This is a genomic window from Methyloversatilis sp., from assembly GCF_030698125.1.
In the GTDB taxonomy this organism is placed as follows: Bacteria; Pseudomonadota; Gammaproteobacteria; order Burkholderiales; family Rhodocyclaceae; genus Methyloversatilis.
This window is the reverse complement of sequence record NZ_JAUYNV010000058.1, coordinates 111,497-128,018: the sequence shown is the minus strand read 5'-3', so window position 1 is coordinate 128,018 and position 16,522 is coordinate 111,497. Positions and strand designations below refer to the sequence as shown.

General features: G+C 67.4%; 16 protein-coding genes. 2 read left to right on the top strand and 14 right to left on the bottom strand.

Annotation, left to right across the window (positions count from 1 at the left end):
• Positions 1-6 precede the first annotated feature (6 nt).
• From Q8Q80_RS19670 to Q8Q80_RS19655, 4 genes are all read right to left on the bottom strand, one after another.
• Complete coding sequence (locus Q8Q80_RS19670; RefSeq protein ID WP_305634854.1) at positions 7-276, bottom strand: MmoB/DmpM family protein; 270 nt, start codon at positions 274-276, stop codon at positions 7-9.
• On the bottom strand, positions 269-1,282 hold the full coding sequence (locus Q8Q80_RS19665) for an aromatic/alkene monooxygenase hydroxylase subunit beta (protein WP_305634852.1): 1,014 nt from the start codon (positions 1,280-1,282) through the stop codon (positions 269-271). Before Q8Q80_RS19665 ends, Q8Q80_RS19670 begins: the two co-directional genes overlap by 8 nt.
• Before the next feature lie 51 nt (positions 1,283-1,333).
• Complete coding sequence (locus Q8Q80_RS19660; RefSeq protein ID WP_305634850.1) at positions 1,334-1,582, bottom strand: phenol hydroxylase subunit; 249 nt, start codon at positions 1,580-1,582, stop codon at positions 1,334-1,336.
• Positions 1,583-1,823: 241 nt separating this feature from the next.
• Entirely contained in the window at positions 1,824-3,527 is a 1,704-nt protein-coding gene (locus Q8Q80_RS19655) for a sigma-54-dependent Fis family transcriptional regulator (protein ID WP_305634848.1), read from the bottom strand.
• A 214-nt stretch (positions 3,528-3,741) separates the two neighbouring features.
• On the opposite strand from Q8Q80_RS19655, the gene Q8Q80_RS19650 reads away from it, so the two are divergent.
• Positions 3,742-4,797, top strand: a complete 1,056-nt coding sequence (locus Q8Q80_RS19650; protein WP_305634845.1) for a Rieske 2Fe-2S domain-containing protein — start codon at positions 3,742-3,744, stop codon at positions 4,795-4,797.
• A gap of 178 nt (positions 4,798-4,975) precedes the next feature.
• Here the strand turns inward: Q8Q80_RS19650 and Q8Q80_RS19645 are convergent, their stop codons facing one another.
• The 3 genes from Q8Q80_RS19645 to Q8Q80_RS19635 form a co-directional block, all read right to left on the bottom strand.
• Entirely contained in the window at positions 4,976-5,509 is a 534-nt protein-coding gene (locus tag Q8Q80_RS19645; RefSeq protein ID WP_305634843.1) for a hypothetical protein, read from the bottom strand.
• Positions 5,506-6,531 carry an ATP-binding protein gene (locus tag Q8Q80_RS19640; RefSeq protein ID WP_305634841.1) on the bottom strand — a complete coding sequence of 342 codons (1,026 nt, stop codon included), beginning with the start codon at positions 6,529-6,531 and terminating at the stop codon, positions 5,506-5,508. The genes Q8Q80_RS19645 and Q8Q80_RS19640 overlap by 4 nt, the downstream gene beginning before the upstream one ends.
• Positions 6,532-6,755: 224 nt before the next feature.
• A complete protein-coding gene (locus Q8Q80_RS19635) occupies positions 6,756-9,434 on the bottom strand; it encodes a LuxR C-terminal-related transcriptional regulator (protein WP_305634839.1) in 2,679 nt (892 codons plus the stop codon).
• A gap of 177 nt (positions 9,435-9,611) precedes the next feature.
• On the opposite strand from Q8Q80_RS19635, the gene Q8Q80_RS19630 reads away from it, so the two are divergent.
• Positions 9,612-10,526, top strand: a complete 915-nt coding sequence (locus Q8Q80_RS19630; RefSeq protein ID WP_305634837.1) for a LysR substrate-binding domain-containing protein — start codon at positions 9,612-9,614, stop codon at positions 10,524-10,526.
• Positions 10,527-10,839: 313 nt separating this feature from the next.
• Here the strand turns inward: Q8Q80_RS19630 and Q8Q80_RS19625 are convergent, their stop codons facing one another.
• Genes Q8Q80_RS19625 through Q8Q80_RS19595 form a run of 7 tightly spaced genes read right to left on the bottom strand, consistent with a single transcriptional unit; the run spans position 10,840 to position 16,521 of the window.
• Positions 10,840-11,823, bottom strand: a complete 984-nt coding sequence (locus Q8Q80_RS19625) for a PDR/VanB family oxidoreductase (protein ID WP_305634835.1) — start codon at positions 11,821-11,823, stop codon at positions 10,840-10,842.
• A gap of 59 nt (positions 11,824-11,882) precedes the next feature.
• On the bottom strand, positions 11,883-12,344 hold the full coding sequence (locus tag Q8Q80_RS19620; RefSeq protein ID WP_305634833.1) for a heme-binding protein: 462 nt from the start codon (positions 12,342-12,344) through the stop codon (positions 11,883-11,885).
• Positions 12,341-12,781, bottom strand: a complete 441-nt coding sequence (locus Q8Q80_RS19615; protein ID WP_305634831.1) for a tautomerase family protein — start codon at positions 12,779-12,781, stop codon at positions 12,341-12,343. Before Q8Q80_RS19615 ends, Q8Q80_RS19620 begins: the two co-directional genes overlap by 4 nt.
• 14 nt (positions 12,782-12,795) lie before the next feature.
• Positions 12,796-13,554, bottom strand: a complete 759-nt coding sequence (locus Q8Q80_RS19610) for an SDR family NAD(P)-dependent oxidoreductase (protein WP_305634829.1) — start codon at positions 13,552-13,554, stop codon at positions 12,796-12,798.
• A gap of 7 nt (positions 13,555-13,561) precedes the next feature.
• Positions 13,562-14,497 (bottom strand): catechol 2,3-dioxygenase, encoded by a 936-nt coding sequence (locus tag Q8Q80_RS19605; RefSeq protein ID WP_305634827.1) that lies wholly within the window; start codon positions 14,495-14,497, stop codon positions 13,562-13,564.
• 57 nt (positions 14,498-14,554) lie between these two features.
• Positions 14,555-15,607, bottom strand: a complete 1,053-nt coding sequence (gene dmpG, locus Q8Q80_RS19600; protein ID WP_305634825.1) for a 4-hydroxy-2-oxovalerate aldolase — start codon at positions 15,605-15,607, stop codon at positions 14,555-14,557.
• Positions 15,607-16,521, bottom strand: coding sequence for an acetaldehyde dehydrogenase (acetylating) (locus Q8Q80_RS19595; RefSeq protein ID WP_305634823.1), 915 nt, complete (start codon positions 16,519-16,521; stop codon positions 15,607-15,609). The genes dmpG and Q8Q80_RS19595 overlap by 1 nt, the downstream gene beginning before the upstream one ends.
• Position 16,522: the final 1 nt, after the last annotated feature.

Sequence of the window (16,522 nt, the reverse complement as noted above, 5' to 3'; positions counted from 1 at the left end):
TTCTCCTCAGCGGTCCCAGCTCAGCGTCATTTCATCTTCGGTCTCGTCGACGTGACCGGACAGCGATATCAGGTGGATGTGCACTTCCTGCAGGTCGAAGTGGCGGCCCAGCCGTTCCTCGATCGATGCGCGGCGAATCACCAGCCGCCCGGGCACGTCGATCTTCACCATGGCCGGCTGGCGGTTGACGATGGCTTCCGGGTTGTCGTCGACGATGGCCTCGACGATGCAGCGGCTGTCCTCGTTGGCCTGCAGCGCGATGAACACCCTAGACATGGCCGGCCTCCTTCACCGCGATGCCCAGCTTCGCGACCCGCGCATCGAAGGCTTCGGTCACCGTGTCCAGCAGCTGCTCGCCGCACTGGTCGAACGCCAGTTCGGCCACCGGCAGCAGCGCCTCGCGCACGCGGCCGCGCCAGTGCGCGAGCCAGCCGGCGATCAGCGCGGCATTGGCCGGCGATTCGGCGGCGGCGGTCTTGATCGTGGCATCCACCCAGCGCGTGGATTCGGCGAACCACTCGTTCATGAAGGCGCACACCATGGACACCGCCGAGCCGCCCTCGGCGTTGAGCCGGCGGTCGACGAAGTGCGCATACACCAGCGGATACAGCAGGCCGTCCTGCACCAGGTTCTGCGCGACGAACAGTTCGAACCAGTCCTTCACCACCAGGCTGTTCTCGACCTGGCGGCGCAGCGGCTGCCAGCGGCCGTCGCCCAGCCAGTGGCTGCGACCGTCCTCCAGTTCGGCCGGACCGGCCAGCCACAGGCCGATGCGGGTGAGGTACTGGGCGATGCCCAGATGGTCCATGCCGTGGTACATGCAGGGCTGGGTGACCGCGGCGCCGTAGCCGTAGGCGCACATGCCGACGTTGTTCAGGTTGGCGCCGTAGGCCACGTGGCGCAGCGGCACCAGCACGTCGAGCGCACGCCGACGCACTTCATCCGGCATCAGGTCGGCCAGGCCGCGCGTCTCGACGAAGTCGAAACCGGCCTCGGCCGCTTCCTGCATGCGGGCGCGCGACAGCGTCCAGGTGCCGTAGTAGAACTGGCGCGGGTCCTTGAAGGCGTACCAGTCCTGCATCACCAGCGCCGTGCGCGCCGGGTCGTACAACTGGTGCGTCGGGTCCCAGGTCGGGCGGTACTGCAGGTTGGCGCTGGGCTGGATGTCCAGCGTGCCTTCCTGGTAGCGGCTGACCGCCTTGTCGGCGCCGATGCGGCGCGCGATGTGGTCGAAGGTATTTCGCAGTGGCGTGATCGCCACCGTGCGCAGGTCGATGTGCATGAAGCTTCTCCGGGGTTCGGCGCAAGCCCGCGGCGCGGGCCGGCGCGGGTTTCAGCTGGGGAATGTGGGCAGGGCGGCGGACAGGGCGATATCCTCCTGCCCGTCGTCGATGCGGGTGACCGAGTGAATGCCGCAGAACTCGTCGAAAGCCCGGTCGGGCAGCATCATTTCGACGAACAGCTCGCGCTCGCCGATGGCGAACTCGAATTCGACCAGCCCGTCCGGCCGGCGATGGGTGACGCGCACGAACTTGCGCGCCAGCACGTCCTGCGGGCTGTCGTCCGCCAGCGTTTGCTGCATTGCGATTCCTCCTCGTCCTGTCGGATGTGCGTCCGGCCTTGTCGGTGAGCCGGATCGGTGCTGCCCCGTAATCAATGCAGCCGGCGTGCCAGAACAGGCAAGCCTTTGAAGGACAAGGAAACAGGGGAAACGGCGGTGCGCGCGGGCGGGTTCGGGCCTGCCAGAAACGTCAAGCGCGGAAAGGGCGGCGTACAGAATTGTCAACGCCGGTTTTACGCTGCGCCGCAGCGTAAAACCGGGTTCACAGCCCGGCGTCGAGGTCCTTCAGCCGGTAGGCGATCTGCCGCCGCGTGACGCCGAGCAGGCGGGCGGCCTCGGACACATTGCCGCGCGTCCGGTTGAGCGCCGCGCGCATCAACGCCCGCTCGTGCTGCGCCAGGTCGAAGCCGGGCACCAGCAACCGGTCGAGCGCGTCGGCATCGACAGGGTCTCCAGCGTCGCTGCCCGGCGCACACAGGCTGCCGGAAGCGTCGATGGCCTCGCCCGTCTCGTCCGCCGGCTCGATGCCGGCGAACAGGTGATTCACCTCGATGAAGCCGCCCTGCGGCACCAGCAGCACGCCGCGCTCGATCATGTTTTCCAGTTCGCGGATATTGCCCGGCCAGTCGTAGGCCTGCAGGCTCTGCACGGCGCGGTCGGTCAGCCCGGCCAGCCGCTTCTGGTAGAGGGCGGCGTACTTCTCGATGAACCGCTCGACCAGCAGCGGAATGTCGGCCAGCCGCTGGCGCAGCGGCGGAATGACAACCGGATAGGCGTTCAGCCGGTAGTAGAGGTCGGCGCGGAAGCGCCCCTCCTTCACCGCGCGGCGCAGCTCGACATTGGTCGCCGCGACCAGCCGCACGTCCACGGTGCGCGTGCGGTGGTCGCCCAGGCGCTCGATCTCGCCGGTCTGCAGCACGCGCAGCAGTTTGGCCTGCGCCGCCGGCGAAATGTCGCCGATCTCGTCGAGGAAGAGCGTGCCGCCGTGGGCGCGCTCGAAGCGGCCGGGCCGCGACTGCTGCGCGCCGGTGAAGGCGCCGCGCTCGACGCCGAACAGTTCGGACTCGATCAGGTCGATCGGCAGCGCCGCGCAATTGACCGCGACGAAGGGCTTCAACTGGCGCGGGCCGTTGTCGTGCAGCCAGCGCGCGAACATTTCCTTGCCGACGCCGGTCTCGCCGAGCAGCAGCACGGTGATCGGATTGTCCGCCGCCTGCCGCACCAGGTCGAAGGCGGCGCGAAAGCCCTGCGACACGCCGATCAGCTTGCCGCTGCCGCGCCGCTCGCCGAGCGAGGCGCGCAGCTGCGACACCTGCTCCTGCAGCGCCATCAGTTCGCCGACGATGTTCTCCGGCTCGAAGTAGCGGATGTGCGCCTCGGCGCCCTCGCCTTCCCACTCGTCCGCCACCTTGCCCTCGATCACGCAGCAGGGGTCTCCGCGGCTCACGCACTGGGTTTCGCGGAACACCACGAAGCGGTTCATGAACTGGGTGACGTAGCCGGAGGCGTAGCCGATCATGGTCCAGCAGGCGGGCTCGTCGCCGAGGCCGAAGTCCTGCAGCTGGGCTTCCGCCTCCCATGAATTGTCCCAGCGGAAGGTGCCGTGGAAGTGGCCGCGCTTGAGGTCCAGTTCCGAGTGCAGCGTGCTCGCCCGCACCAGCCCTTCCAGCCGGTGCAGTTGCGGGCCGAGCAGGAACACGTCCTCGAGCGCGCCGTCGCCGACCAGGCGCTTGGCCAGTTCGGCGTCCTGTTGACCGGACACGAAGCCCATGCGCACCAGCAGCGCACGCGCGCGCTCCTGCCCCAGCGAATTCAGCAGTTCGCGGCGCAGCGCGCCGAGCGCCCGCGCATGCAGCAGCAGCATGCGGTTTTCCTGCAGCCAGATCCGTCCTTCATCGGTGCAGAAGCGCAGGTGGTTGCGCAGCGCAAAGCGGTCCAGCAGATCCGGCTCGTTGTCATCGTGCATGCGTGCTCCTCGCGGGCGTCGTGGCGCGTCCTGCTCCTCGCGGCTCACCTTAGCGTGTGCCGCAAGCGGCTGTCCAATACCCGGCGCCGCGCCACCGCATACCGTGACGGTATGCCGCCCTCCCGCCGGGAGGGTGCGTCCGGCACGCCGCGGCCTCACCGTTCGAACAAGCCGCACCCTGCGGCTTGGCCGACAACGACACGAGGAGACCCCGATGTTCCTGAAGAACTGCTGGTACTGCGCCGGTTGGGACCACGAACTGAGCCAGGGCCGCGACGCCCTGATCACCCGCCGCATCGCCGGCGAATCGCTGGTGCTGTACCGGCGGCCGGATGGCGGCGTGGTGGCGATGGAAGACCGCTGCTGTCACCGCCAGTCACCGCTGTCGCTCGGGCGCAAGGAGGGCGACGCGCTGCGCTGCATGTACCACGGCTGGAAGTTCGGCCCGCACGGCCGCTGCGTCGAAATCCCGGGCCAGACGCAGATTCCGGAGCGCGCCTGCGTGCGCACCTTCCCGGTGGTCGAGCGCGACAACTGGATCTGGGTGTGGATGGGCGATCCGGCCAAGGCCGACGCCGATCTGATCTGCAAGGCGGTCGGCCCCGGCCACCCGGACTGGAACCTGCGCACCTCCAAGGTCCGGGTGAACACGAACTACCGGCTGGAACTGGCCAACCTGTCCGACCTCACCCACATTTCCTGGGTGCACGACCAGACCTTCGGCGGCACCACGGTCTATGCCAGCACGCGGCCGAAACACACGCTGAAGCCGCGCGGCATGGACACCGAAATCTGGCTTCGCGGCGTGCCCGCGCCGCGCTTCGCGCAGCACCTGTTCCCGCCGGACATGGTGTTCGACCTGTACTTCCTGTCGCAGATGAGCTTCCCCTGCAACTTCATCCTGCACTTCCAGGTGTATGCAGCCAACAACGCGGCCGGCGCTGCCGCCGAAGGACCGTCGAACGGACAGCTCATGCTGGACACCTTCTCCAGCCAGGCGATCACGCCCTGCGACGCCGACGCGGTCGATTACTACTACTCCTGGGGTGCCAGCAAGGCGACCGACGCGCCGGGCCTGGGCGTGCTGCTGTACGAAGCGATCAACGAAGCCTTCCTGGAGGACAAGCGCATCCTCGAAGGCCAGCACCAGCGCATCAAGGAAAAGCCGGACTTCCGCACCGTGGACTACGCGCACGACGCCGGCCCGGGCAAGCTGCTGTGGCTGCTCGACAAGCTGCTGAAGGAGGAGGCGGCGGAACAGGTGGCCTGAGTACGGCTTGCTTCAAGGAAGCGGCCGGGATGTGCGGATTAATCCGGGCCAGCGCGGCTAAGACGCGCTCCCGCAGAACGACCTACCGGTCGTGATGCTCTCAGGCACGTCTCGGTATCCGTCCAGCGGGCGATGAGTCTGCTGGCCCCGTCACCTGACCGACTGAGCAATGGCGCCCTCATGGCGCGACCGGCTGTATAAGTCCTTGCTGCAACGCGAGCTCGTGATTCATTACAACGACTGACACTGGCGAAAGCGCCCACGTTCTGACCACCGGTTTTAACGCAAGATCCAATGCTCGCTTCAGTGGCTCGAGCCAAGCTTTCTGATGGCCATTGATCACAAGCACGAATCGAAAATCCAGTTCCTGCAGATTGAGCGCACGGAAGGCTGGAGAAAGCTCAGTCCTTGCGTCCGGATGACGTTGAAGGCGTGCTGCTACCACCAAGAGAAAGCCATTGGTTAGCTTATTGCGAATCTCGTCAATGAACTCGTCGAAGTTGGGCTGCGTCTCGGGTCTCGGGCTGCTGGACTTGGCTTCTATCACCCACACTGTCGGGCCGCTTTCCTGCTGCCGCAGCAACAGAAATTCGGCCATCTGCACTCCCTCTTTGATCTTCTCATAGCACGTGCTTGTCTCGATATAAAAGCACTGTCCGGCCGGAAAGGGCCCAAAAGTCATCCCCGATTCGATGATGGCTTGCGTGGTCATTTGAGCGCCAACTCCACTTCCTGCCGATATAGACGAATGGACTCCGCAATGATGGGGTTGTCCGGCATGCCTTTCATCAGGTCGTCGTAAGTCCAGCCGCTATCAGTCGCTGAAATCACTGGGATCGACCAAGCGCGTTCCTGCGCAATCAGAAATAGCTTCTTGACGACAAAGTAGGAGTGGCTGGCCATGAAAAACTGGATGCCACGATCTGCCAACGTTGCCACGATATCCAGCAGATGCGAAATGGCAGTGGGGTGCAGGGCCGACTCAGGCTCATCGATCAGCACCACCGAGTTGGTGTCCAAATAGCGGTTGCCCAGCAGGGTGTCGAGGATGGAGATCTTTTTGATGCCTTCCGCCGTAACCCCGATGGGGAACTTGTGACGACCCTCGACAAACAGCCAGCGACCAGAAGGTTCGTCGTACTTGATTACGCCCCCAAGAATGTCCTCAAGCTGTGCGCGTGATTTGGCAAATTCGTCGAAGTTTTTTCCACCCTTCTTTCCATTGGGACGTATGTAGCGCAGCGCTTTTGCCAAATCAAAATAGGTGTCGTCAAAACCAAAGACCTTGTCTTGTTCTCGCGACTTCAGAATGATCTGGTGCAGCGACAGCACTTCTTTGGCGGGCAGAAAGACCGAGTTGCTCTCACGCGGGGGTACATGGTTTTCCAGACCGGTAATCTGTCTGCTGGTGTCCTTGCCGAAGCTGTATGAGAAGTCCCGCTTGTCGATGGTGAGCGTGCTCGACAAGGGGGCATCTGCACTCTTGCTGACCAAGTCGCCGATCTTCTCGGCCTGGAACGTCCAATACAGCTTGTCGGCCAGAATCTCCGAGGCGGAGCGCTGCTCATTACCTCGCTTGTATTCTTCCAGCGTGCGCATGCAGCTGTAGATGGACTTGAGCAGAAAGGTTTTGCCGCTGCCGTTGCCGCCAATAATCAGGTTGATCCTGCCCAGTTTTGGCCAATCGATCTTGGAGAGCGGCCCAAAGTTGTCGAGTTTGATGTGATCAATCATTGCCCAGCGTCTCCATCAGTCAGTTTGGCCGAAGCCAGTACCTGCTCAGCCACTTGTTCTCGCTGCGCCAGCAGGTAGCCATACTTGCGAGGCACCATCGTCGTGCCAGACCTATGGCATGCAGCCCTTCAGCCGCCGCAAGTCTAGCAGCGCGCATTGGCGTCGCACTCACACAAAGAAAGCCGAGAGTGTGTCGTGGACGAGGAAAGCTCCGCACGCCCGGCTCAGGCGATCAGCCCGCGCTGGCGCGCCAGCCGCACCGCCAGCGGCCGGCGCCGCACGCCCAGCTTTTCGAAGATGCGCTTCCAGTACCACTTCACCGTGGTGTCGGCGAGGCCCAGACGGGCGGCGATTTCGGTCGTCAGCAGATTGGCCGCGGTCAGTTTCAGGATGTCCAGTTCGCGCGCCGACAGGCTGCGCGGGTCTTCCGCTTCGGCCGCTGCGACCACGCCCACCGGCGCCTCGCCGTCTTCGGCCTCGAAGGCACGCAGCAACGCGGCGCGGCTGGCGTCGCCGTCAGGCATGTCGGCCAGCAGGGCGCGGATGTCGTCGCCTTCATCGACGAAGCTGCGCACGAAGCCGGCCGTACTGCCCCAGCGCACGGCCTCGCCGATCGCCCGGCGCGCCGCCGCCATGTCGCCGCCGCGGCGGGCCAGCGCGGCGAGCAGCAGCGACAGGCGCACGGCGCTCGCCAGGCAGTGGCGTTCGGCCGCCCAGGCGGTCCAGCGGCGCAGCAGCGACAGCGTGTCGACACGGGCGCCGCGCTCGAAATCGAGCCGGGCCTGCGCCATCAGCAACGCAATCTGTCCACTCCCGACATGGGCGGTCGGCGCCGGCGGCAAGGTGGCCGGCGGCACCCCGGCCAGCAGCCGCGCGGCCTCCTTCAGTTGCCCCTCGAACAGCCACAGCCGCACGCGCTCGGCCTGCATGTGGGCACGCAGCCGAGGCAGCCCGTACTCGTCGGCCACGCGCAGGCCGCTGTCCAGCGCCTGATGCGCGGCCGCGGGCCGCCGCTGCGCCCGCGCCAGACGGACGGCGGTCAGATGCCGCGCGATGACCGAATCGACCAGTCCGAATTCGGCCGGCGCGGCGGCACACAGCTCGAGCAGCGTCTGCGCCTCGGTCAGCCGGTTGCCCTCGTAGGCCAGCGCCGCGAGCTGGGCCGCCGGCATGGCGGCCAGCGCCGAGCCTTCGCCGTGGATGCGCACCGCCGCCTGCCCGGCCGCTTCGAACGCCTGCCGCGCCAGCCGCAGTTCGCCGCGCAGCGCGTGGGTGCTGCCGACCACGGTTTCGTTGAACACCATGCCGTACAGCGCACCGGCCTCGGAGAAGCGCCGCCTGAAGGCGGCCGCCCGCGCTTCGGTCATGTCGCAGCGGTGCGCCTCGCGTTCGCACATCATCAGCGCCACCGCGACCGATCCGCTCATGAAGTCCTCGCGCCCGTCGTGCGCGGCCAGCCAGGCGTGACCGGCCGACAGCGCCTGTTCCAGCCGGTCGGTGAACACCTGCAGCATGAACTGGCGGTGCGCCAGCCGGGCGCGCAAGGCCGGGCCTTCCGGCCCCGACAGTTCGGCATGCGCCTCGACCGCCGCCAGCGCGCGGCGCGCCTCGGCGAAGCGCCAGCGTATGGTGTGCTCCCACGCCAGTTCGAGCTGCAGCCGCGGCAGCGCCGCCGCCACGTCGGGCGGCAGGCGATCGGCCAGTGCGCGCAGTGTCGCCGTGCGGCCGCTGACGAACAGCGGCGTGCTCACCGCGTCGATGAGTTCGCCGGCGCGCGCCGCGTCACCGGCGGAGAAGGCATGCTCGATCGCCGCCTCCGGCTGGCCGTGCGCGGCCAGCCAGTCGCAGGCGCGACGATGCAGTTCGCGCACCGCCGCCGGCTGGGTGCGCTGCAGGCGCTGGCGCAGCAGGTCTGCGAACAGGCGGTGATAGCGGTACCACTGGCGCTCGCGATCGAGCGAAAAGATGAACAGGTTGAGCCGCTCGACCTCGTCGATCAGCGCACGCCCGGCCGGCGCGCCGAGCAGCGCATCGCACAGTTCGGCGTTGAACCGTTCGAGGATGGAAGTCGCCAGCAGGAAGGCCTGCATGTCCGGCGTCTGGCGGCTGAACACCTCTTCGGCCAGGAAGTCGGCCACACTGCGATCAGCCCCCGAGAACTGCCGCAGAAAGGCGTCGGCATCGCCGGCCGTGCCCAGCGCGATGGCGGCCAGCTGCAGGCTGGCCGCCCAGCCTTCGGTGCGCGCGTGCAGCTGCGCGATCTGCGGCGGCGTCAGCGCCGGCGCACCGGCCAGCTGCATGAAGGCGGCGGTTTCGTCGGCAGAGAAGGACAGCGCCCGGGCGTCGAGGTCGAGCACTTCGCCTGCGGCGCGCAGCCGGGCCACCGGCAATGCAGGCAGGCCGCGCGCGGCAATCACCCAGTGCAGGCGGTCGAGCGGGGTGCGCAGCAGTGCACCGAGCAGGTCGAGCACGCCGGCATCGTCGATCAGGTGCAGATCGTCGAGCACCAGCAGCAAGGGCCGTTCGAGCGCGGCGAAGGCGGCCAGCAGTGCGGTCATCAGCGCGGCGGCGGACGGCGCCTCGCCCTGTTCGCCGCCGGCCGCCAGCAGGCGCAGCGCTTCTGGCGCCGCCAGACCGGTGGCCCGGCGCAACGCTTCGAGCAGATGGGCAACACAGCGCACCACGTCGTTGTCGAGCGCGTCCAGTGTGAGCCAGGCGGCGGCCCCGCCGTCGACACTCCAGTCGGCATGCATCTGCGCGGCCAGCCGGGTCTTGCCGTAGCCGGCCGGCGCGTCGAGCAGCACCAGACGGGGAAGCGCAGCGAGCGCGAGGCGGTCGCGCCGCAGCGGCGTGCGTCGCAGCCCGGGCGGGCGCAACTTGGTGGTGAGCAGTTCAACCGGCATCCGTCGTTGCGGCCCGGGCGGCCGCGTCCTCCTTGCTCGCATCCGGCAGGGGTGCCGGCCTTCTGCTCCTGATATCACACATCGGGCTGTCCGCGACTGCCGGCATGGCGGTCACGGTGGCTGCGAGGGCGTTAGAATCCGGGCCTCCTGCGCACAGCGCTTCGGGCCGCGGACACAGTGGATCTGAGACACCTCAAGTACTTCATCGCCGTCGCCGAGGAACAGAACATCGGCCGCGCAGCGGCACGGCTGAACATATCGCAACCGCCGCTGACGCGGCAGATCCAGCAGCTCGAGGAAGAGCTGGGTGTGCGGCTGTTCAACCGCACACCGCGCGGCATGGAACTGACGCAGACCGGCGAAGTGCTGCTGCAGGAGGCGCGCAACATCCGCTCGCTGGTCGAGCAGGCGACCGAGCGCACGCAGCGCGCCGGCCAGGGCAAGCTGGGCCGGCTGGATGTGGCCATTTTCGGCTCGGCCATTCTCGATTCCATCCCCAAGCTGCTGCTCGCCTTCCGCACCCGCTATCCGGGCGTGAACATCGTGCTGCACACGATGACCAAGAGCGAACAGATCGAGGCGCTGCGGCAGCGCCGGGTGACCGTCGGCTTCAACCGCATGGTGTCGCCGCTGCCCGACCTGTCGACCACGCTGGTGGCGACCGAAGCCCTGCTGCTGGCGGTAAACGAGGGGCACGAACTTGCCGGGGAGGAGTCGGTGTCGCTGTCGGTGCTGGCGAAATACCCGATGGTGCTGTTCCCGACCGGCCAGCGCCCGAACTTCGTCGACAAGGTGATGGGGCTGTGCCGCGACATGGGCTTCGCGCCGCAGGTGTCGCAGGAGGTGGGCGACGCGGTGACCGGCGTGGCACTGGTGGCGTCGGGTTTCGGCGTCAGCCTGGTGCCTGAATCGGTCACCAGCCTGAAGATACCCGGCGTCATCTATCGACCGCTGAAGAACCCGCCGTCGCAAGCGACGGTGGACCTGAGCTGCCTTTATCGCTCGGACGACGAATCTCCGATCCTGGCGGCATTCCTGGAAACGGTTCACGAATTCCGGGAAGAACGCAGCAAGCGTCCGCCCTCCGGCTAGATCCCGAATCGGTACGCCCACCCCAAGCTACGGGGATGCGGCGTCCTTCAGCCGGAGGTGGCGCTGGGTCGACGGGTGGATGTCGGGCATCGCCGTTGGCTCACCCGAACCTACGAGGTTGTGGCGGTTGCGCGGTTGGGGTGAGTCCGTGCGGCCGTAGGTTGGGGTGAGCCGCAGGCGATGCCCAACGCCGTCCTTCAATCGGAGGTGGCGCGGATCGACGGGTGCTTGTCGGGCATCGCCGTTGGCTCGCAGTTCGCCGCAGCGCATCGTCGAACAGAATGTCGCGCGTGCCGGCCGGTCGCTCATAGGCCTAGAGATCAAGCACGAGCATGGGCGACCTGGCGCGCGAGCAGCAGGGGAGGAACTGGTCGTTGCGCGCCTTTTCGACATCCGTCAGAAAGGCATCGCGGTGATCGGGCTCGCCCTCGATCACCCGCGTCAGGCATGTTCCGCACACCCCTTGTTCGCAGGAGAACGGCAGTTCGACGCCAGCGGATGCCAGCGCGGCAAGGACCGTTTGATCGGCCGCTACCGGGACGATGCGTCCGCTGCTCGCGATCTTCACGTCGAACGAGCCGGCGGCGGCGTTTGGATCGAGCTTGGCCGAAAAGTACTCGAAATGGATGTTGCCCTCTGCCCATCCCTGTTTCTTCGCGGTGGTCACCACGGCATCGAGGAAACCGCCCGGTCCGCAGACATAGAGGTGGGTGCCGGCGTCGGGCGCGGCGAGCAGCGCGGCCAGATCGGCTTTCCGTTCCGCCGGGCCGTCGTCGAAATGGAAGTGCACACGATCGGCGAAGTCGCTGTCCTGGATCCGCCCCAGGAACGCGGTACCGTTCTTCGAGCGGGTGCAGTAGTGCATGTCGAAACCCGCCCCGGTCGCGGACAGGCGCTCTGCCATGCAGAGGATGGGGGTCACCCCGATGCCTCCGGCCAGCAGCAGGCTGCGCCGCGCCTCGCGAGCCAGCGCAAAGTGGTTCTTCGGCGCGCTGATGTTGATCAGCATGCCTTCTTCGACCAGGGTATGCATCGCGACCGAGCCGCCACGCGACGCCGGGTCGCGCAGCACGCCGATCAGGTAGCGGTGGGTTTCGGCCGGGTCGTTGCACAGCGAGTACTGGCGCACCAGACCGGACTTCACCTCGACATCGACATGGGCGCCGGCGGAAAACGGCGGCAGCGCGCCGCCGTGGACATCGACCAGTTCGAAGGTACAGATGTCGAGTGTCTCGACGGTCTTGCGGGCGACCCGCACGGGAAAAAGGGCGGAGGGCGTCGAAGGGACTGTGCTCATTCCAGGATTCTCTTTCGTTGGACCCGCCCACCGCCGGGACGACCGCGGGCGCGGTCGATTCAGGAGGACGGCGCGCGCAGCGCATCCAGCGCCGCCTGCGCGCAGTCTTCGTCCTGCGCCTCGCTGCCGCCGGACACGCCGATGCCACCCACGCATTCATCGCCGTCGAACAGCGGCAGCCCGCCGCCCAGCACCACCAGGCGCGGCCGGCTCGACAGGCCTGTCTTCAGCCGCTCGTCGCCGCCGATCACCTTCATCCAGTCGCCTGTCGGGAAGCCGAAACTGGCCGCGGTATAGGCCTTGTCCACCGCCAGGTCGGCCGAGTGCAGGAAGGCGCCGGGCATGCGCAGGAAGGCCAGCGTGTTGCCACTGCGGTCGACCAGCGCGGCGTCGACCCGGATGCCGAGCGACTCGGCCTGCGCGACAGCGGCAGCGACTGCGCGCTGCGCCGCCCGCCAGTCCAGGCTGGGCAGGTCGATGCGACCGCACAGGGCGGGCGAGCCGGAGGAGGGCGCACTCATGCCCCATGGCCTCCGGCCGCGGCAGCCGCTTCGGCACGCGCGGCGATTTCGCTGCGCCGCAGTTCGCTGGCCGGCTCGCCGCCTATGCTCCAGTCCACCGGATCGACGCGGCGACAGCAGCCGCGCACCCGTTCGCGGCGCACGCCGAGCACCTCGACCAGCAGATCGGTGAAGCCGCGCATCAATTGCTGGCGCTGGTCCAGCGGGCGACCGTCGAGCACGATGAAATCGAAGAAGGGCGCGTGCTGGCCGCTCACGCTCGCCAGTTCGCCGGCGACCGCGAACTGTTCCGGGTCGTGCGGCGTGATGAAGGCGCGCACCCGCTCGATCGGCGAGGCCAGCACTTCGGCATACAGCGCGGAGGCGCGCCCGAGCAGGCGCTCGTCCTGTTCGGGCGTGCTGGTGCCGGCGACCAGATGGAAATTGACGATGGGCATGGCAGTCCTCGGGTTCAGGGCAGGCCGCGGCGGCGGCCGGAATCCAGCATCAGGGTGGAGCCGGTCATGGCGTCGGCTTCCGGATCCAGCAGCGTGGCCACCGCCCAGGCGACCTGGGCCGGCGTGGTGAAGGCGCGGATCGACGATTCGGCGCGCATGTCGTCCAGCACCGCCTCGACCGTGACGCCGCGCAGCGCGGCGCGGTCGGCCGCCACCCGGTGCAGGCGTGCGGTGTCGGCCGGGCCGGGGGCGATCAGGTGGGCGGTGACGCCGCGTTCGCCGTAGGCCAGGCTCAACTGGCGCACCGCATTGACCAGGGCCGCGTTGGCGATGCCGGCCGAAGCGGCGTAGGCGGTCGGCTCGAAGCCGTAGTGGCCGCCGATGGCGATCAGGCGGGAACCGGCCATCAATCTTTCATCGACAGCGCGCACCAGGCGCAGCAGTCCACCCACCTTGATGTTCACCGCATCGACCAGCGCCGCGGTCGGCGCATTCAGGATGCCGCCGGCCACCGCCACGCCCGGGCCGTGCACCACCGCGCGCACCGGCCGGTCCACGCTGGCCGCCAGCGCGGCGATCGCACTGTCGCCGCCGATGTCGGCCACGCAGGCGCGCACGCCCGGGTGCGCGCTGCACAGCGCGTCGAGCGACGCCGCGCTGCGGGCGACCGCGATGACGCCGAGGCCGGCCTTCAGCAGCCGTCCGATGATGGCCTTGCCGAAGTCGCCGGTGGCGCCGACGACGACAGCCAGTTCAGCCTGCTCCAGTTCCATTTTGCGTTCAGCCTGTCAGTACGTTCAGGAAGCTTTCGCGCACGATGTTGTCCTGCGCGAAGGTGGCGTGCCCGAGTTCCGAGGTGTCCCAGATCAGCGTGGGCGTGTCCGGGTAGTGCATGTAGCCACCGCTGAACACTTCGTTGCGGTTGCCCGACGGGTCGAAGAAGTAGATGGTCGCGCCGCGGGTGATGCCGTGGCGGTTCGGGCCGACGTCGACCGGAATGCGGTACTTGCCGATCAGGTCGGCCGCATGGATCACGTCATGGGTGGACTCCAGCAGGAAGGACACGTGGTGGAAGCGTCCGGCCGTGGGCTGCAGCACGAGGGCAACGTCGTGCGGCTTGGTCGAGCAGCTGAGGAAGAGCGCCAGCGACTGCTTGCTTTCGGCGTCGATCAGCTTTTCGCTGAGGTCGAAGCCGAACACCTCGGTGAACAGCCGTGCCGTCTCGTCGATGTTTACGCCGCCGAGCAGCGCATGGTCGAGACGGTTGATGCGGAAACCGCGGATGACGCCCTCGTCCGGCAGCACGCCCGGATTGAGCGTGCCCAGCGTGTTGCCCGTCTGTTCCTTGTGCGCGTAGAGCTGCATCACGTGGCCGCTGGGCAGCGTGAATTGCAGACGGCGCCCGCTCTTCGGATAGACGCCCGCCTCGATGTGGCTCACTTCAAGTCCGAAGGCACGGATCTTCGGCTCCAGACCCGTCAGGGTGTGGTCGTCGAACACCTTGAAGGCCAGATAGTCCATGCCCGGCGCATCGGCTTCGCGCAGCACGATGCAGTGGTGATCGTGCTCGTCCCAGGCCTTGTAGTAGACGCGACCTTGCGCGTCGGTCATCACTTCGTGCAGGCCCATGCGGTCGCCGTAATGCTGCTTCGACGCCTTCATGTCCAGCACGCGGATGGCCACCTCTCCCAGCCTCAACACCGATCTCAGCGACATTCCTCTCCTCCTTTTGTATATGTGTGGGGGTCGCGTCCGTGGTCTTCCGCCAGGGCGTCAGGCGACGCCCTGCAGCAGACCTCTTTCCTTGGCCAGCGTCATGGCCGTGTCCTCGATCATGTCCTCCTGCCCGCCTATCATCTTGCGCCGGCCCAGTTCGACCAGGATGTCGCGCGCCGGCACGCCGTAGCGTCCGGCGGCGCGCTTCGCATGCAGCAGGAAGGTGGAATACACGCCGGCAAAGCCCAGCGTCAGCGACTCGCGGTCGACGCGCACCATGTGGTCCATCATCGGCACGATGATGTCTTCGGCCACGTCCATCAGCCTGAACAGATCGACGCCGGTTTCGATGCCCATGCGCTCGCACACCGCGGCGAACACCTCCAGCGGCGTGTTGCCGGCGCCGGCGCCGAGGCCGGCCACCGAGCCGTCGATGCGGCTCGCGCCTTCTTCGATCGCGGCGATCGAGTTGGCGATGCCCATGCCCAGGTTGTGGTGGCCGTGGAAGCCGATTCCGGTGTCCGGATCCAGCACCGCGCGCAGCGCGGCAACCCGGGCGCGCACGTCGGCCGGCAGCATGTAGCCGGCGGAGTCGGTGATGTAGAGGGTCTGCGCGCCGTAGCTTTCCATCTGCTTGCCCTGCTGCGCCAGACCTTCCGGCGTGTTCAGGTGGGCCATCATCAGGAAGCCGACGGTGTCCATGCCCAGCTTGCGGGCGAAGGCGATGTGCTGCGGCGCGGTGTCCGCTTCGGTGCAGTGGGTGGCGATGGTGACGCTGCGCGCGCCGCAGTCGTGGGCGGACTGCAGTTCGCGCATGGTGCCCAGGCCGGGAATGAGCAGCACCGAAACCTTCGCCTGCTTCATGCGCGGGCACACCGCGCGCAGATAGTCCTCGTTGCTGTGCAGCGCGAAGCCGTGCTGCAGCGAGTTGCCGCCGAGGCCGGCGCCGTGGGTGACCTGGATCAGCGGCACGCCGGCGGCGTCCAGCGCGCTGGCGACGCGCACCATCTGCTCGACGCCGATCTGTTCGCGCTTGGCGTGCATGCCGTCGCGCAGGCACATGTCATGGAGGACGACCTTGCGTCCCTTCAGGCTTTGGTCGGCGCTCATCACGCGGTCTCCAGGGGTTTGAGCTCGATGCGGCCGGCCAGCAGTTCCTGGGCGAACATTTCGGCGGTGCGGGTGGCCGCGGCGGTCATGATGTCGAGGTTGCCGGCGTAGCGCGGCAGGTAGTCGCCGAGACCGGCGACCTCCATGAACACCGACACCTTGCGCTCGTGGAACACCGGCCCGTTCACCAGCCGGTAGCCCGGCACATAGGACTGCACCTCGCGGATCATGGCCAGGATGGATTCGGTGATGCGCGCCTCGTCCGGCGCCTCGTCGGTCAGGCAGTAGATGGTGTTGCGCATGATCATCGGCGGGTCGGCCGGGTTGATGATGGCCAGCGCCTTGCCGCGGCGCGCCCCGCCGACGCGACAGATCGCGTCCGACGTGGTGTAGGTGAATTCGTCGAGGTTGGCGCGGGTGCCCGGGCCGACCGAGCGCGACGACAGGCTGGCGATGATTTCCGCGTACTCGACCGACTGGATGCGCGACACCGCATGCACGATGGGTATCGTCGCCTGGCCGGCGCAGGAGATCATGTTCACGTTCATCTCGACGCGATCCATGTGCGCGCGCAGATTGACCGGCGGCACGCACAGCGGGCCGATGGCGGCCGGGGTGAGATCTATCATCATGACGCCCAGCGCGTTCAGCTTGCGGCTGTTCTCCGCATGCACATAGGCGCTGGTGGCGTCGAACGCGATCTGCACGCCGTCCTCGATCACGTGGGGCAGCAGGCCGTCCACGCCGGCGGCGGTGGTCTTCAGCCCCAGTTCGCTCGCCCGCGCCAGCCCTTCGGACGCCGGGTCTATGCCCACCATCCACACCGGTTCCAGCACTTCGCTGCGCTTGAGCTTGTAGATCAGGTCGGTGCCGATATTGCCCGACCCGATCAGCGCACATCTGATCTTCGCCACT

What these genes read in the sequence shown, in the direction of transcription:
- Q8Q80_RS19670 (WP_305634854.1), bottom strand. Translation starts at nt 276, where the DNA reads ATGTCTAGGGTGTTCATCGCGCTGCAGGCCAACGAGGACAGCCGCTGC.
- Q8Q80_RS19620 (WP_305634833.1), bottom strand. Translation starts at nt 12,344, where the DNA reads ATGAGTGCGCCCTCCTCCGGCTCGCCCGCCCTGTGCGGTCGCATCGAC.
- Q8Q80_RS19665 (WP_305634852.1), bottom strand. Translation starts at nt 1,282, where the DNA reads ATGCACATCGACCTGCGCACGGTGGCGATCACGCCACTGCGAAATACC.
- Q8Q80_RS19605 (WP_305634827.1), bottom strand. Translation starts at nt 14,497, where the DNA reads ATGTCGCTGAGATCGGTGTTGAGGCTGGGAGAGGTGGCCATCCGCGTG.
- Q8Q80_RS19660 (WP_305634850.1), bottom strand. Translation starts at nt 1,582, where the DNA reads ATGCAGCAAACGCTGGCGGACGACAGCCCGCAGGACGTGCTGGCGCGC.
- Q8Q80_RS19640 (WP_305634841.1), bottom strand. Translation starts at nt 6,531, where the DNA reads ATGATTGATCACATCAAACTCGACAACTTTGGGCCGCTCTCCAAGATC.
- dmpG (WP_305634825.1), bottom strand. Translation starts at nt 15,607, where the DNA reads ATGAGCGCCGACCAAAGCCTGAAGGGACGCAAGGTCGTCCTCCATGAC.
- Q8Q80_RS19625 (WP_305634835.1), bottom strand. Translation starts at nt 11,823, where the DNA reads ATGAGCACAGTCCCTTCGACGCCCTCCGCCCTTTTTCCCGTGCGGGTC.
- Q8Q80_RS19635 (WP_305634839.1), bottom strand. Translation starts at nt 9,434, where the DNA reads ATGCCGGTTGAACTGCTCACCACCAAGTTGCGCCCGCCCGGGCTGCGA.
- Q8Q80_RS19610 (WP_305634829.1), bottom strand. Translation starts at nt 13,554, where the DNA reads ATGGAACTGGAGCAGGCTGAACTGGCTGTCGTCGTCGGCGCCACCGGC.
- Q8Q80_RS19645 (WP_305634843.1), bottom strand. Translation starts at nt 5,509, where the DNA reads ATGACCACGCAAGCCATCATCGAATCGGGGATGACTTTTGGGCCCTTT.
- Q8Q80_RS19650 (WP_305634845.1), top strand. Translation starts at nt 3,742, where the DNA reads ATGTTCCTGAAGAACTGCTGGTACTGCGCCGGTTGGGACCACGAACTG.
- Q8Q80_RS19655 (WP_305634848.1), bottom strand. Translation starts at nt 3,527, where the DNA reads ATGCACGATGACAACGAGCCGGATCTGCTGGACCGCTTTGCGCTGCGC.
- Q8Q80_RS19615 (WP_305634831.1), bottom strand. Translation starts at nt 12,781, where the DNA reads ATGCCCATCGTCAATTTCCATCTGGTCGCCGGCACCAGCACGCCCGAA.